This is a genomic window from Sphingobium sp. TKS (assembly GCF_001563265.1).
In the GTDB taxonomy this organism is placed as follows: Bacteria; Pseudomonadota; Alphaproteobacteria; order Sphingomonadales; family Sphingomonadaceae; genus Sphingobium.
On sequence record NZ_CP005083.1, the window covers coordinates 3,645,424 to 3,659,404 of the forward strand.

Below are 13,981 nucleotides of genomic sequence, written 5' to 3' on the forward strand. Positions count from 1 at the left end.
GTCAGTCCAGCCCGAAACTCCGCGCCAGCGTTTGTTCGATCGGCTCGCCAAGCCGAAAGATCCGACGATTGGCGCGCTTGGGGCAATTCATATTGCCGATGATCCGGCATGGCCGCGCATCGAAGCGATAGGCATTCATCTTGCCATCACCGCCCGGCGCGACGCTGCTGCCGAGGCGCGGTCCTTCCGTCTCCCCGCCCCCCAGGCAGAGCGACGGCACGGCCTGACAGGGCGCCGGACGGACCTTGCCGATCCGGCGCGTGACGCCTTCGGGTTGAGCGGCAAGGCTGGCGGCAATCAGCAGGAAGATCATTTGCGCGGCCCTTGAGCGATTCCGACCGGCCGGAATCGATCGCCGGTCAAGAAATCGCGTAAAATCAAAGAAACGGAGCGGTTCTTGCTCTTGTTATCCTGCGAACGTGACAAACGTGCTTCCGTTGCATGGGCCTGCTGAAAAGCGCACCCTCGACAAGGATCGGCCGACATCCTATCGCGCTTCACAATAGCGATAGAAGAGGAAACGACATGGTGCAGGCAAGCTCGATACTCGATCGTGTGCTGGTGCTGGAGATGGTGCGCGTGACCGAAGCGGCCGCCATCGCCGCATCGAAGCTGATCGGACGCGGCGATGAAAAGGCCGCCGACGCCGCAGCGGTCGAAGCGATGCGCCTGGCCTTCAACGACCTCTATATGGACGGCACCGTCGTCATCGGTGAAGGCGAACGCGACGAAGCGCCGATGCTCTATATCGGGGAGAAGGTCGGCAATGCGATCGGCACCGGCCCCCGGATCGACATCGCGCTCGATCCGCTGGAAGGCACGACCATCACCGCCAAGGCCGGTCCCAACGCGCTCGCCGTGCTGGCGATCTCGGAGGAAGGCGGCCTGCTGAACGCGCCCGACGTCTATATGGAAAAGCTGGCGGTCGGTCCCGGCCTGCCCGACGGCATCATCGACCTCAACAGGTCGGTGCAGGAGAATGTCGAGGCCGTCGCCAATGCCAAGGGCGTCGACCCGCATGAGATCATCGTCTGCGTGCTCGACCGGCCGCGCCATGAAAAGCTGATCGCGGAATTGCGCGCCATCGGCTGCGGCATCATGCTGATCCCCGATGGGGACGTGGCGGGCGTGATCGCCACCACCAATCCTGAAACCAATATCGACATGTATATGGGTTCGGGCGGCGCGCCCGAAGGCGTGCTGGCTTGCGCGGCGCTGCGCTGCGTCGGCGGGCAGTTCAAGGGCAAGCTGCTGTTCCGCAATGATGACGAGCGCGCCCGCGCCCGCAAATGGGGCATTACCGATCTCGACAGAATCTATGACCTCAAGGAACTGGCCAAGGGCGACTGCATCTTCGCCGCGACCGGGGTCACTGACGGCTCGCTGCTGAACGGGGTCAAGCGGCTGCCCGGCGGCAAGCTCACCACCGACAGCGTCGTGATGCGCGCCAGCACCGGTACGGTGCGCTGGGTGAAGGGCGAGCATCGGCTGGACCGGAAGCCGATCTGATCGATCATGAAGGGGTAAGAAAAAAGGGACTCGCTTGAGTCCCTTTTTTCATGCGCGGCGTCGGCGCTTGCCTATCGCCCTGCGCGGTGGTTCAGATCGTGCCCGAGCGCCAGGATCGCGACGCCCAGCAGCGTATAGGCGCTTTCCTGCCAGCCATGATCCATGGTGAGCGCGCCCGCCATGATGCCCAGGCCCAGCGATCCGATAGCGGCGGGCATCATATAGCCATGCGCCACCGCGCCATGGCCGAGCGCCACGGCGCCGAGCAGGATCGCCAGCACAAGGCCGGTCTCATGGAAGATCGGGCTTTCGAAAATCCCGCCCGCCGAGGCCAGCACACCCAACAAAACGGCGGTGCCGAAGCAATGGGCCACACACATGCCCGACAGCACGATCGCAATGCGATCGATCCGACCGTTGAGCAAATGCTGGCGAAGGCTGATCGGCATGGTGTGAGCTACATAGGCGAGGCGGAGGAAAGTTACAACATATCATAACCTGATTTTTGCGATGTTGTGACAAAGGGACGTTCATGGCCAATGCAAGCCATTAAAGTGATACGTGTTCCTGCGAAGGCAGGAACCCAGTTCCGCCGCTTGTGGATCATGCACCTTAGAAACTGGGCTCCTGCCTTCGCAGGAGCACGATGCGCTTCAAGAAAAAGCGCGAAGCAGACCGTCCGCTCTCTACCCTATGCCGCCAGCCGCAGGCAGTTCCGCCCGCTATGCTTGGCGTTGTAGAGCGCCTTGTCCGCTGCCTCCAGCACCGCCTGGTCGTCGCTTTTCCCGTCCAGCCCCACCAGCCCCGCGCTGAACGTCACCGGAATCGCCTCGCCCGAATCGATCTGCACCGGATGGGCCGCCACCATTTCGCGCAGCCGTTCGCAGATCATGCTCGCGCGCCCGACATCGGTGCCGCTCAGCAGGATGGCGAACTCCTCGCCCCCCAGGCGGCCGATGCTGTCGACGCTGCGCAGCCCCGGACGCAGCCGCTCGACGAAACCGGCCAGCACGCGGTCGCCCGCGCCATGACCGTAGCAATCGTTGACCGCCTTGAAATGATCGATGTCGATCAGCAGCAGGCAGGCGCGGGCGCCCAGGCGAACGCGCAACATCTCCTCCTCCAGCTTTTCGAGGAAGGCGCGCCGCGTATCAGCCCCGGTCAGCGAATCCAGCGCGGCTTCCTGCTGCAAAGCGCGTTGCCGCGCCTTGTGCCGGGACATGTCGCGGATCGTGCTGACCAGGCCAGTGGGCAGGCCGCGTTCATCGACCACCGCGCGCGCCACCATCTCGCACCATTCCCGGCCCTGGGCGGAGATGAAGGGGCGAAATTCCACCGTCTGCACGTCGCCCGGCTGGGCCAATGCCCGATCCAGCGTGGCGATCACCTGTTCCCGGTCCTCCGGATCGACCAGATTGGCGGCATCCTGACCGACCAGCAATTCCGGCGCGCAACCGATCTGCTCGGCCGCGGCGGGCGAGGCATATTCGATCACCCCCTCGACGCTGATGTTGAGCACGACGTCGCCGCTATTTTCCGCGATAGCGCGATAGCGCGCCTCGCTTTCCTGCAGCATCTGGAACAGTCGGCGGCGGCTGTTCAATTCCGCCGCGATCGGCATGGACAACAGGAAGCAAAAGGCAAGGAAAAGCTGAAAATACTGCATCCGCTCGCCCAGGGTGCCGGGGATCATGTGCAACGGCCCATGGCCGGTCATGGTGGCCATACCGCCGATGATCGCCAGGATCATGACCGATGCCGCCGCCCCCAGATTGCCCAGGCGGAACACGATGGCGACCATCGGCAGCAACAGCGCGAACAGCATCGGATAGCGCGCGACATAGAAGACATAGGCAGTCGCCAGGGCGAACAGCAGCAACAGGCCCAGCGCTTCCCATTTTTGGCGATGGCTGGTTTGGCCGAACCAGCGCCGCAATTCGCCCTGCATCAGCATCATCAGGATCGGCGTGCAGGTCAGCCCGCCCAGCACATGCCCGGTATACCATTGCAGCAGGGCCGCGCCGAAGGACACGGCAGTCAGCGTCGACGCGACCGACGCCGCGGCCATGCCCGCAATCAGATTGGCCGGGCCGCAAAGCGCCAGGATGAAAACGAACAGCGGCTGCATCGATCCGGCGAATTTGCCGCCCGGCGCGAATCGGCGGCAGAGCAGCGCGACGATCAGCCCTTCCAGCAGGTTGATGCCCGCCATCGGCGCGGCGGCAAGCGGCCCCATGCCCCACAGCGTCGTCGACAGCGCGCTCGCCACGCCGCAGGCGATGAGAGCCCATGGCCAGCTATTGGTCCGCGACGTCAGCAGATAGGCCATCAGCAACGCGTTGGCGCCCCAGATGAAGGCCAGCCCCCCTTCGAAGCGCGAACTGGCGAGCGCCAGCGACGCCATCAGGAAATAAGCGCAACCCAAGGCGATCGGCGCCAGGCGGGAAGAAGGATGTCGAAGAGACGTCTGCATGTTCCGCCCCGCCCTAGACGCTTATCGTTAAAATATACTCACGATAATGATTTTACACAGAGGAAAATCATGCGGAGGCCAGCAAAGCCTGCCATCCCCGCAGCCTTTCCCGTCGGACGTCATCCGGCAAGGCCGGGGTGAAGCGCTGTCCTCCCGCCCCCATCGCCGCCGATGCCGTAGCAAGCGAGGGGAACAGGCCGCTGCCCACCGCCGCCAGCATCGCCGCCCCCTTGGCGGTCGTCTCCACATCGGCCGGACGATCGACGGGCAGGTCCAGAATATCGGCCAGATCCTGCGCGATCCAGTCGTTGGCGCTCATCCCGCCGTCGATGCGCAACGTCCGCCAGGGCACGCCGTCAGCAGCGAAAGCCCCGGCCAGGTCATGAATCTGGTGCGACAGCGATTCGAGCGCCGCGCGCACGATATGCGCCCGCTTCGTGCCCAGCGTCAGGCCGTGGATCATGCCCTTGGCCTCCGCCCGCCAGTGCGGCGCGCCCAGCCCCGCCAGCGCGGGCAGCATGGCGACGCCACCGCTGTCCGGCACCGACCGCGCCAGCCCCTCCGTTTCCTCCGCCGAGGCGATCAGGCCCAGCTCGTCGCGCAACCATTGGATCAGGCTGCCCGCGACGAACAGCGATCCCTCCAGCGCATAGCTCGTCTCGCCCGGCAGCCGGCAGAGCAAAGTCCCGAGCAGGCGATGCCGCGAAACCGGCACGGCGCTGCCCATATGGGCAAGGACGAAGGCGCCGGTGCCCAATGTCGCCTTGGCATCGCCCGGCGTCAGACAGCCCTGGCCAATCGTTGCCGCCTGCTGATCCCCCATCAATCCCCGGATCGCAATCGGCCGCCCGAACCATTCCGCCCGCGTCTCGCCAAAGGCACCGATATTGTCGGCAATCTCCGGCAAAGCCCGCAACGGCACGCCGAACAGGTCGCATAGACCCCGATCCCATTCCGTCCCGTCCAAAGCCATCAACTGGGTGCGGCTGGCATTGCTGGCGTCGCTGACATGCAGACCGCCGGTCAGCTTCCACACCAGCCAGCTTTCGACCGTACCAAAGGCCAGAGCGTCTCCCGCCTCGACCACCGCAGGCGCATGATCCAGAAGCCAGCGCATCTTGGTCGCGGAAAAATAGGGATCGAGCACCAGCCCGGTCCGTCGCTGGATCGCCCCCTCCTCGCCCGCCTCCCGCAATGCGGCGCAATGATCGGCGGTGCGGCGATCCTGCCAGACGATGGCGGGGGCCAAAGGCCGCCCCGTCCGCCGGTCCCACGCCACCATGGTTTCGCGCTGGTTGGTGATGCCGATCGCGGCGATGTTCTCCGCCCCGCCCGCCAGCGCCACCATCTCGCGCGCGCAGGCCAGGGTCTTCTCCCAGATCTCCGCCGCGTCATGTTCGACCCAGCCGGGCTGCGGATAATATTGGGTTAGCTCCGCCTGCGCCATGCCCAGCCGCCGCCCGTCCGGCGCATAGAGCATCGCCCGGGTCGACGTCGTGCCTTCATCCAGCACCAATATGTGCGGCTCGCTCACGCCCTCTCCCCCAGCCACCGTTCGACGCGCGCTTTCTGCTGTGCGTCCAGGCGCAGGCCCAGCTTGGTCCGGCGCCACAATATGTCGTCGGCGGTGATCGCCCATTCCCGCTCGACCAGATAGCGCAGCTCCGCCTCGGTCAGGCCATGGCCGAAATGAGTCCCCAGCCCATCCATGCCGTGCGCCGTCCCAAGCCAGTCCCAGGCGCGGGTGCCATAAGCGCAGGCGATGCGCTGCAATGAGGCATAATCGAGAAAAGGATAGTCGCAGCCCAGATCCGCGATGAGCTGATCGCGCCCCTGCATCGGGAAATCGCCGCCCGGCAGCGGAGCCTTTGCGGTCCAGTCGCCGCCCGACAGGCTGGGGAGAAAGGGTTTCAGCATCGCCACCGCTTCGGCGGCGAGGTGGCGATAGGTGGTGATCTTGCCCCCGAACAGGCTGATCAGCGGCGCTTCCCCCTGCGGCGCGTCCAGCTCCAGCCGGTAGCCACGCGTCGCCGCCTCCGGCCTGGCCGAACCGTCGTCGATCAACGGGCGCACCCCGGCATAGGACCACAGCACATCCTGCGGCGCGATCGCCTTTCTGAAATAGCGATTGGCCGCGTCGCAGAGATAGGCGATCTCCTCCGGCTCCGGCCGCACATCATCGACTGGTCCGGCATGATCGCGGTCGGTCGTGCCGATCAGGGTGAAATCCCGCTCATAGGGCAGCGCGAAGAAGATGCGGCTGTCGGGCAGTTGGAAGAAATAGGCGAAGCCATGATCGAACAGGCGGGGCACGACGATATGCGATCCGCGTACCAGCCGCATGTGGCGCGCCGTGTCGCCATGGGCGCGATGGAGCAGGTCGAGGACCAACGGCCCGGCAGCGTTGACCACGGCGCTCGCCCGGAATCGGGCCGCCGATCCATCCGGCCCCTGCGCATGGATCGTCCAGCCGCCGCTTTCCCGCTCCAGGCGCTGCACCTCGGTCCGGGTGCGGACGTCCGCGCCCCGGTCGGCGGCGTCGCGGGCGTTCAGGATGACAAGGCGCGCATCGTCCACCCAGCCGTCGGAATAGACATAGGCCTTGCCGAAGCCGGATTTCAGCGGCTGCCCGGCGGGATGGCGGCGCAGGTCGACGCCCTCCGTCGGCGGCAGGGCGCGCCGGCCGCCAATATGGTCGTAAACGAAAAGGCCAAGGCGCAGCATCCAGCGCGGCCGCAGACCCGGCACCCAGGGCAGCACGAAGCGCAGCGGATGGATGATATGCGGCGCGATCGCCCAGAGCCGCTCGCGCTCGGCCAGCGATTCGCGCACCAGGCCGAATTCGCGATGCTCCAGATAACGCAGCCCGCCATGGATGAGCTTGGTGGAAGCGGAGGATGTGCCTTGCGCCAGATCGCCGCGCTCCAGCAGCAGCACCCTCCCGCCTCGCCCGGCGGCATCGCGGGCGACGCCGCAACCATTGACGCCGCCGCCGATCACGGCGAGGTCATAGGCGGCTGGGTCCGTCTCCCTTGTCACGGAGGCATGTTAGCGTGGTTAGGCGGTGGGGGGAACCTTGATGCCGCGTCAGCACGCAAGCGCTAACTTAAAATCCCCCTGCGCGAAGCGTGGGGAAGGAAAAATCTCCTACGCCTTTTCCAGCGTGCACTGAAGCGGATGCTGGTTCTGCCGGGCGAAATCCATCACCTGGTTCACCTTGGTTTCCGCCACCTCATAGCTGAAGATGCCGCAGACGCCGACGCCGCGCTGGTGGACATGCAGCATCACGCGGGTCGCTTCCTCCATGTCCATGCGGAAGAATTGCTGGAGGACATGGACGACGAATTCCATCGGCGTGTAGTCGTCGTTCAGCATCAGCACCTTGTAGAGCGAGGGCTTTTTCGTCCGGGCGCGAGTGCGCGTAGCGATGCCGACATTGGGACCGCCCGAGCCGTCGCCCTGGTCGTCCTGATCCCTGCCCGCCATCATTGCGGGATATGCCGATATCGAAATGCTGCTCATAATGCGGAAGGATATGGCGATTTGGTCTTGCATGGCAAGAGGGCGGGCGGGCCGTAAACCATGCTTCTCGATAGGAATGGCTCGGGAAAGTGGAAATGGGTGGAAGGCGGTCATTATATCGTCATCCCGGCGAAAGCTGGGATCTCATGGGGCCAGGTCGTGCGCTATCGCCCGAGATCCCAGCTTTCGCTGGGATGACGGAAATGATCAAACCGTCCACTTTTGGCCATGTGCCGCCTTGGGTTCGCCGGAAAAGGAAACGGCCTCCGCGCTAGGCGAAAGCCGTTTCCTTTTTCCAAAGCCCGAAGGCAAGATCAGGCGGCGAGCGACTTCACCTTGTCGGTCACCACGGTCACGCGGGCGGTCAGCGGCGACGCCACGTCGCCGGCCAGCTTGATCAGCGCTTCGCTGCTCTTGGCCGCTTCCTTGGTGAATTCGTCGAAGCTGCTCGAAAAGAGCTGGCTCTGGAGCTGGAAGAATTCGGTCGGGGTCTTCACGGTCGAGAAGCTCTTGAAAGAGGCGGTCGCCTTTTCGAAGCTCTTCTTGCTGTAATCGACAGCTTCCTGGCCCAGGGTTTCAAACCCCTTGGCCGCGATCTTGCCGGATTCGACCAGCGCTTCGACATTGCCCTTGGCGATGTCGCTGAACTCTTCGATCGCCTTGGTCGACTTCTCGACGCTCACCTTCGCCTTCTCGTTCAGGTCGGCATAGACCGTTTCGAGCTTGGCCTTGGTTTCTTCAGCAAACTTCTTTCCGGTTTCGATCACGTCGTTCATCATCTTTGTTCCTTCTGTGGCGGGCAGCAATGTGGGCTCTGACGGCCCGGCCTTCGGCAGGCTCTTGACTTCCTTGGGCTCCGGAGGCGCAGCCTTTGCCACCGGCTCAATCTTCGGCGTTTCTACCTTCGGCGCCGCAACAACCGGCGGCGGCGCAGGCGCAACGGGGGTCGGTTCGGGCTTGGCTTCCTTGACCGGTTCAGGCTCAGGCGCTGCATCGACGGCGGTGGTCGCCGCGATCACCGCCACCGGATCGGCCTTGGCCACTGGCGCCGGTTTGGCGACAGGGGTTGCAGGCTTGGGGGGCGCCGGTTTTTTCGCGGCAGGCTTCGCCGGTACATTGATCGCAGCTTCGGCGGCCTTCAGCGCCTCACTGGCGGACAGGGTCGACGATGCCTTCTTCGCGACGGGTTTCTTACGCACTGGCTTTGGGGTAACGGCCATGGACCAACCTCCCTTTGTTGCAGTGCACAATATGACTTTTGCAGCGCCGTTGCAAGCACTTTTGTGCACTGCAACAAATTTGACATATGCATATGACCGCAAGGAAAAGGCGGACTACCGCAAATTTCCGGCAAGCGGATGATTCAGCGCGTTTTCACGTAACGGCCCGGCGCATCCTCGATCGTCTTGAGTCGGCCCTTGCCCGGCTGGCGCGCGCCTTTCGCCGGCACGGTTTCAGGATTTTGCCCGCGAATCCACTCGATCCAATCGGGCCACCAGCTTCCCTTTGTCTCCTTTGCCTGCGCAAGAAAGGCGTCCAGAGTCGGCTGCGATTCGTCGCAGGCCCAATATTGATATTTCCCCGCCGCCGGCGGGTTGACCACGCCCGCAATATGCCCCGATCCCGCCAGCAGGAAACGGATCGGCCCGGCAAGATGCTCGGTCAGCTTCCACACGCTTTCCAGCGGAGCGATATGGTCCTCACGCCCCGCCTGCACATAGGCAGGGGTCTTGATCTGGCGCAGATCGATCGGCGTGCCCGCCACGCTGATCGCGCCCGGCTGCACCAACAGATTGTCGCGATAGAGCTGGGTCAGATAATCCCTGTGCCAGCGCGCCGGCAGATTAGTCGTGTCGCCATTCCAGTAGAGCAGGTCGAAGGGCGGATAATCCTGCCCCAGCAGGTAATTATTGACGACATAGTTCCAGATCAGGTCGCGCCCGCGCAGCAGGTTGAAGGTCGCGGCCATATAACGCCCGTCAAGGAATCCGCCGGTGGAAAGCTGCTCCACCATCTTCATCTGCTCATCGTCGACGAACAGGGTCAGATCGCCCGCCTGGGCAAAATCGACCTGGGCGGTGAAGAAGGTGGCGCTGGCGACCTTGTCCGCCTCCCCCCGCGCCGCCAGCAGGGCCAGCGTGGCGGCGAGCGTGGTGCCCGCGACGCAATAGCCGATGGCGTGGACGCTCGGCACCTTCAGCAGATCCCGCACCGTGTCGATCGCGTCGATCTGGCCGTCCAGGATATAATCGTCCCAGATCAAATCCTTCATCGAGGCGTCGGCCGACTTCCAGGAGACGAGGAAGACGCTGAGCCCCTGATCCACCGCCCATTTGACGAAGCTCTTTTCCGGCGAGAGGTCGAGAATGTAGAAGCGGTTAATCCAGGGCGGGAAGATGATCAGCGGCGTTTCCAGCACCGTCTCCGTCGCCGGCGCATAATGTATGAGCTGGTAGAGCGGCGTCTCCTTGATCACCTTGCCAGGGGTCGAGGCGATGTTGCGCCCCACTTCGAACGCCATGCCGTCCGTATGGGTGAGCTGGCCCTTTTCCAGATCGGCCAGCATGTGCTGCAGACCCTTCACCAGATTTTCGCCGCCGCTCTGAATCGTCCTCTGCACGACCATGGGGTTGGTCAGCGGGAAATTGCTGGGCGCCATGGCGTCGAGCATGCCGCTGGTGGCGAAACGCAGCTTCGCCTTCTGCTTCGGATCGACGCCGTCGACCGCATCGGCCAGCTTCATCAGATAATCCGACAGCAGCAAATAGCTCTGCCGGATCAGGTCGTAAAAGGGATGTTCGGTCCAGGCCGGGTCGGCAAAGCGCCGGTCCCTGGCGGCGGCGGGGCTGCCGGGCGGCGGCGGTTCGGGCTGGTCGCGCAACAGCCCGCCCGAATCGAGGAAACGCTGCCACAGGGCGAGCCCTTCATCGGCAAAACTGGTCTGGATGCGGGACACGGCTTCAGGATCGAACGGCAAGGTGCGGCCGGTCGCGCCGGCCGCCTGTTCCAGCAGCAATTGCTGCGCGCGGCCAAGCACCTGGGTCCATTGCTGCATTTCTTCGAGCGTGGGGAGATGGGGTTCCATGATGTCCTGTGCTTTCATGGCCACCTTCGTCCTCCTGGCATGGTCCGGTTCGCCGCTTTCACTGGCGTGTCGCAAGTTGGCGAGTTATAGCCAGATTGTGACGCGTCGAATGCGCATCACGCACTATTCCTTACCGAGAGCTTTCAGGAAAGCCCCAAATGTCTGAAGAATTCTACCGCATGAAGCGTCTGCCGCCCTACGTCATCGCTGAAGTCAATGCGATGCGGGCCGCCGCGCGAGCCGCGGGAGAGGACATTATCGATCTGGGGATGGGCAATCCCGACCTGCCGCCGCCCGACCATGTGATCGCCAAGCTGTGCGAAGTCGCGCAGAAGCCGAGCGCGCATGGCTATTCCCAATCCATGGGCATTCCGGGGCTGCGCAAGGCGCAGGCCAATTATTATGGCCGCCGCTTCGGCGTCGATCTGGACCCGGAAACCGAGGTCGTCGTGACCATGGGGTCGAAGGAAGGCCTCGCCAGCCTCGCCACCGCGATCACCGCGCCGGGCGATGTCGTGCTGGCGCCCAATCCCAGCTATCCTATCCACATGTTCGGCTTCATCATCGCGGGGGCGACCATCCGTTCCGTGCCGACCACGCCGGACGAGCATTATTGGCAGTCGCTGGAACGGGCGATGGCCTTCACCGTGCCGCGCCCCTCGATCCTGGTGGTGGGTTATCCCAGCAATCCGACCGCGGAGACAGTCGACCTCGCTTTCTATGAGCGGCTCGTCGCCTGGGCGAAGGAGAACAAGGTGTGGGTGCTGTCCGACCTTGCCTATTCCGAGCTTTATTATGACGGCAATCCGACACCCTCCATCCTGCAGGTGCCGGGCGCCAAGGATGTGGCGGTGGAATTCACATCGCTGTCCAAGACCTACTCCATGGCGGGTTGGCGCATCGGCTTCGCGGTCGGCAACAAGCAGTTGATCGCCGCGTTGAAGCGGGTGAAATCCTATCTCGATTATGGCGCCTTCACCCCGATCCAGGCGGCGGCCTGCGCAGCCTTGAACGGGCCGCAGGACATCGTGCAGAAGAACCGCGAACTTTATCACAAGCGCCGCGACGTGATGGTGGAGGCTTTCGGCCGGGCGGGATGGGACATTCCCGCGCCCAAGGCATCGATGTTCGCCTGGGCGCCGCTGCCCCCTGCCCTCAAGGAGATGGGGAGCCTGGAATTTTCCAAGCAGCTCCTGACCCATGCCAAGGTCGCGGTCGCGCCGGGCGTCGGCTATGGCGAGGATGGCGAGGGCTATGTCCGCATCGCCATGGTCGAGAATGAGCAGCGGCTGCGGCAGGCCGCGCGCAACATCAAGCAGTATCTCAAATCCATGGGCGTCAACACACCCGCCCAAGGCGCAGCCTGAGAGAATAGATGGCATGCTCCTGCGCAAGCAGGAGCATGATTCCCAAGGACATAATGGCGCGCAGCCCATAGAAGCATTTCGGTCCTTGCCATTTCCCTCGCTCTGCGCTGTTTGAAACCATGATCGCACTCCCACAGGTTTCCCAGGTCGCGCAGACCATCCAGCTCGCCTTGGCGCCCGTCTTCCTGCTCGCGGGCATCGGGGCGTTCCTGAACGTCTGCGTCGGCCGGCTGGCGCGCATCATCGACCGGGCACGGAAGATAGAGGAGAAGATACTCGCCTCCCGCGGCAAGGAGCATGACCGCATGGTGAGCGAGATCCGCGTGCTCGACCGGCGGATGAGCGTGGTCAATGGCGCGATCTTCCTGTCGGTGGCGTCGGCCTGCGCGGTCTGCCTGGTGGTCATCCTGCTTTTCGCGGCGAACCTGTTCGGCGTGCATCTGGGCACGCCGATCGCGATCCTCTTCATCCTGGCCATGGTGTTGCAGGCGGCGGCCTTCGGCACCTTCATCCAGGAAATCCGGCTGGCCTCGCGGACCATCCACATCCGCAATGAAGTGCTCTACCATCAGGTGGAGGAAGAGAGCGCGGCATGACGAAATTCACGGTCAACGACCGGCCTGTCCAATATCGCATGGACCCGGCGACGCCGCTGCTGTGGGCCTTGCGCGACGCATCCAACCTGACCGGGACGAAATATGGCTGCGGGACCGGGGATTGCGGCGCCTGCACCGTCGATATCGATGGGGAGGCCGTGCGGTCCTGCCAGGTGACGATCGCCGCCACCGAGGGGAAGTTCGTCACCACGATCGAAGGCCTGTCGCCCGATCGGGGCCATCCGCTGCAACAGGTGTTCGCGGCGGACAATGTGTCGCAATGCGGCTATTGCATTCCCGGCGTCATCATGACGGCCTCGGCGCTGCTGCGGCGGACCAGCGATCCGAGCGACGAGGAGATCGACGCCGCGCTGACCAACATCTGCCGTTGCGGCATCTATCCCCGATTGCGGGGCGCGATCCAGCGCGCCGGAAGGGTGATGCGGGGCGAGGAAGTGGTGGACGCCGTCCCGCCCTCAGGGATCACGCCCGATGAGGCGGCCAAGGCAGTTCCGGCGCTGCGAAAGCCTTAGATGCGTTATGTTCCTGCAAAGGCAGGAACAGGTTGCTCCTCATATAATAAGCCAGCTAACCGAAGCGATAGCCGGACACGGTCCAACCCAGCACTGTGCTGGCATGATCGCGCACCGCCGCATCCTCTCCGCCCGCGCCCAGGGCGACCATCAGGGGAAGGAGATGCTCCTCTCGCGGATGGGCGAAATGGGCTTGCGGCAGGGCGGCCCAGGCAGCGACGCGCCGGGCGCGGCTGGCCGGGTCGGGATCGGTGACGGCGGCGGTCAGGGCGTCGTCCCACAGCTTGGAGGGCGCGGTGGCCTGCGCGCCGCGGACCCGGAGATTATGGAAGCTCATGCCCGAACCGATGATGAGGACGCCTTCGTCGCGAAGCGGCGCGAGCGCTCGACCAGCGGCGATATGCGCTTCAGGATCGAGATCGCGGCGGAGCGAAAGCTGGGCAAGCGGGATGTCGGCGTCGGGAAGCGCCACCTTCATCGGGATGAAGACGCCATGGTCCCAGCCCCTCTGCTCCTCCGTGCCGGTGGGGAAGCCCGCCTGTTCCAGCAGGCTCGCGGCGCGGCGGGCTAGCGCGGGCGCGCCGGGTGCATCCCAGCGCAGCGTGTAGCTGTGCGGGGGAAAACCATAATAGTCGAACAGCAGGCCCGGCTTTTCGCCGCTGAGGACCGTGAAGCGGCTTTCCTCCCAATGGCCGGAGATCAGCAGGATCGCGCTGGGGCGTTCAGGCAGGGTAGCAATAAGCTTCGCCAGATAGTCCTGCATCGGATGCCACATCGGGTCGCTGTGCGGACGATCGGGATCACTGGGGTCCATGAAGAAGCACGGGCCGCCACCATGGGGGATGAAGAGGGTCGGTTGTCTCATGGCCCATAGATCGGAGCCGTTGCGGGCAGGC

General features: G+C 64.2%; 13 protein-coding genes. 4 read left to right on the forward strand and 9 right to left on the reverse strand.

Annotated features, from left to right (window positions below):
* Nucleotide 1 precedes the first annotated feature (1 nt).
* The gene (locus K426_RS17970; protein ID WP_066560024.1) at nucleotides 2-313 is read right to left on the reverse strand and encodes a hypothetical protein; all 312 of its coding nucleotides are present in this window, start codon (nucleotides 311-313) and stop codon (nucleotides 2-4) included.
* A 212-nt stretch (nucleotides 314-525) separates the two neighbouring features.
* Here K426_RS17970 and glpX point away from each other — a divergent pair, with 212 nt between their 5' ends.
* The gene (gene glpX, locus K426_RS17975) at nucleotides 526-1,509 is read left to right on the forward strand and encodes a class II fructose-bisphosphatase (RefSeq protein ID WP_066560030.1); all 984 of its coding nucleotides are present in this window, start codon (nucleotides 526-528) and stop codon (nucleotides 1,507-1,509) included.
* Between the two features lie 71 nt (nucleotides 1,510-1,580).
* On the opposite strand, the gene K426_RS17980 is transcribed toward glpX, so the two are convergent.
* The 7 genes from K426_RS17980 to K426_RS18010 all read right to left on the reverse strand — a co-directional run bounded on the left by K426_RS17980 (nucleotide 1,581) and on the right by K426_RS18010 (nucleotide 10,607).
* Nucleotides 1,581-1,958: a MerC domain-containing protein gene (locus K426_RS17980; protein ID WP_066560034.1), complete on the reverse strand. Its 378-nt coding sequence runs from the start codon at nucleotides 1,956-1,958 to the stop codon at nucleotides 1,581-1,583.
* A gap of 242 nt (nucleotides 1,959-2,200) precedes the next feature.
* On the reverse strand, nucleotides 2,201-3,982 hold the full coding sequence (locus tag K426_RS17985; protein ID WP_066560037.1) for a sensor domain-containing diguanylate cyclase: 1,782 nt from the start codon (nucleotides 3,980-3,982) through the stop codon (nucleotides 2,201-2,203).
* A 67-nt stretch (nucleotides 3,983-4,049) separates the two neighbouring features.
* Nucleotides 4,050-5,516 (reverse strand): FGGY family carbohydrate kinase, encoded by a 1,467-nt coding sequence (locus tag K426_RS17990; RefSeq protein WP_066561974.1) that lies wholly within the window; start codon nucleotides 5,514-5,516, stop codon nucleotides 4,050-4,052.
* Nucleotides 5,513-7,021 (reverse strand): glycerol-3-phosphate dehydrogenase, encoded by a 1,509-nt coding sequence (locus tag K426_RS17995; RefSeq protein WP_066560039.1) that lies wholly within the window; start codon nucleotides 7,019-7,021, stop codon nucleotides 5,513-5,515. The genes K426_RS17990 and K426_RS17995 overlap by 4 nt, the downstream gene beginning before the upstream one ends.
* 108 nt (nucleotides 7,022-7,129) lie before the next feature.
* A complete protein-coding gene (clpS, locus tag K426_RS18000) occupies nucleotides 7,130-7,537 on the reverse strand; it encodes an ATP-dependent Clp protease adapter ClpS (RefSeq protein ID WP_066560041.1) in 408 nt (135 codons plus the stop codon).
* A gap of 281 nt (nucleotides 7,538-7,818) precedes the next feature.
* Nucleotides 7,819-8,724 (reverse strand): phasin family protein, encoded by a 906-nt coding sequence (locus K426_RS18005; RefSeq protein WP_066560043.1) that lies wholly within the window; start codon nucleotides 8,722-8,724, stop codon nucleotides 7,819-7,821.
* Between the two features lie 143 nt (nucleotides 8,725-8,867).
* Nucleotides 8,868-10,607, reverse strand: a complete 1,740-nt coding sequence (locus tag K426_RS18010) for a PHA/PHB synthase family protein (protein ID WP_066560045.1) — start codon at nucleotides 10,605-10,607, stop codon at nucleotides 8,868-8,870.
* Nucleotides 10,608-10,747: 140 nt separating this feature from the next.
* On the opposite strand from K426_RS18010, the gene K426_RS18015 reads away from it, so the two are divergent.
* The 3 genes from K426_RS18015 (at nucleotide 10,748) to K426_RS18025 (ending at nucleotide 13,085) form a co-directional block, all read left to right on the forward strand.
* Entirely contained in the window at nucleotides 10,748-11,956 is a 1,209-nt protein-coding gene (locus K426_RS18015; protein ID WP_066560047.1) for an LL-diaminopimelate aminotransferase, read from the forward strand.
* 119 nt (nucleotides 11,957-12,075) lie between these two features.
* Nucleotides 12,076-12,552, forward strand: coding sequence for a DUF2721 domain-containing protein (locus K426_RS18020; RefSeq protein WP_066560049.1), 477 nt, complete (start codon nucleotides 12,076-12,078; stop codon nucleotides 12,550-12,552).
* Entirely contained in the window at nucleotides 12,549-13,085 is a 537-nt protein-coding gene (locus K426_RS18025; RefSeq protein ID WP_066560051.1) for a (2Fe-2S)-binding protein, read from the forward strand. The genes K426_RS18020 and K426_RS18025 overlap by 4 nt, the downstream gene beginning before the upstream one ends.
* 55 nt (nucleotides 13,086-13,140) lie before the next feature.
* Here the strand turns inward: K426_RS18025 and K426_RS18030 are convergent, their stop codons facing one another.
* A complete protein-coding gene (locus K426_RS18030) occupies nucleotides 13,141-13,950 on the reverse strand; it encodes a DODA-type extradiol aromatic ring-opening family dioxygenase (RefSeq protein WP_066560053.1) in 810 nt (269 codons plus the stop codon).
* Between the last annotated feature and the right edge of the window lie 31 nt (nucleotides 13,951-13,981).

Bases quoted from the DNA above. Each gene is read 5' to 3' on its own strand.
- K426_RS17980 (WP_066560034.1), bottom strand. From the start codon at position 1,958: ATGCCGATCAGCCTTCGCCAGCATTTGCTCAACGGTCGGATCGATCGC.
- clpS (WP_066560041.1), bottom strand. From the start codon at position 7,537: ATGCAAGACCAAATCGCCATATCCTTCCGCATTATGAGCAGCATTTCG.
- K426_RS18025 (WP_066560051.1), top strand. From the start codon at position 12,549: ATGACGAAATTCACGGTCAACGACCGGCCTGTCCAATATCGCATGGAC.
- K426_RS17970 (WP_066560024.1), bottom strand. From the start codon at position 313: ATGATCTTCCTGCTGATTGCCGCCAGCCTTGCCGCTCAACCCGAAGGC.
- K426_RS18015 (WP_066560047.1), top strand. From the start codon at position 10,748: ATGTCTGAAGAATTCTACCGCATGAAGCGTCTGCCGCCCTACGTCATC.
- K426_RS18030 (WP_066560053.1), bottom strand. From the start codon at position 13,950: ATGAGACAACCGACCCTCTTCATCCCCCATGGTGGCGGCCCGTGCTTC.
- K426_RS18005 (WP_066560043.1), bottom strand. From the start codon at position 8,724: ATGGCCGTTACCCCAAAGCCAGTGCGTAAGAAACCCGTCGCGAAGAAG.
- K426_RS18010 (WP_066560045.1), bottom strand. From the start codon at position 10,607: ATGAAAGCACAGGACATCATGGAACCCCATCTCCCCACGCTCGAAGAA.
- K426_RS18020 (WP_066560049.1), top strand. From the start codon at position 12,076: ATGATCGCACTCCCACAGGTTTCCCAGGTCGCGCAGACCATCCAGCTC.
- K426_RS17985 (WP_066560037.1), bottom strand. From the start codon at position 3,982: ATGCAGACGTCTCTTCGACATCCTTCTTCCCGCCTGGCGCCGATCGCC.
- glpX (WP_066560030.1), top strand. From the start codon at position 526: ATGGTGCAGGCAAGCTCGATACTCGATCGTGTGCTGGTGCTGGAGATG.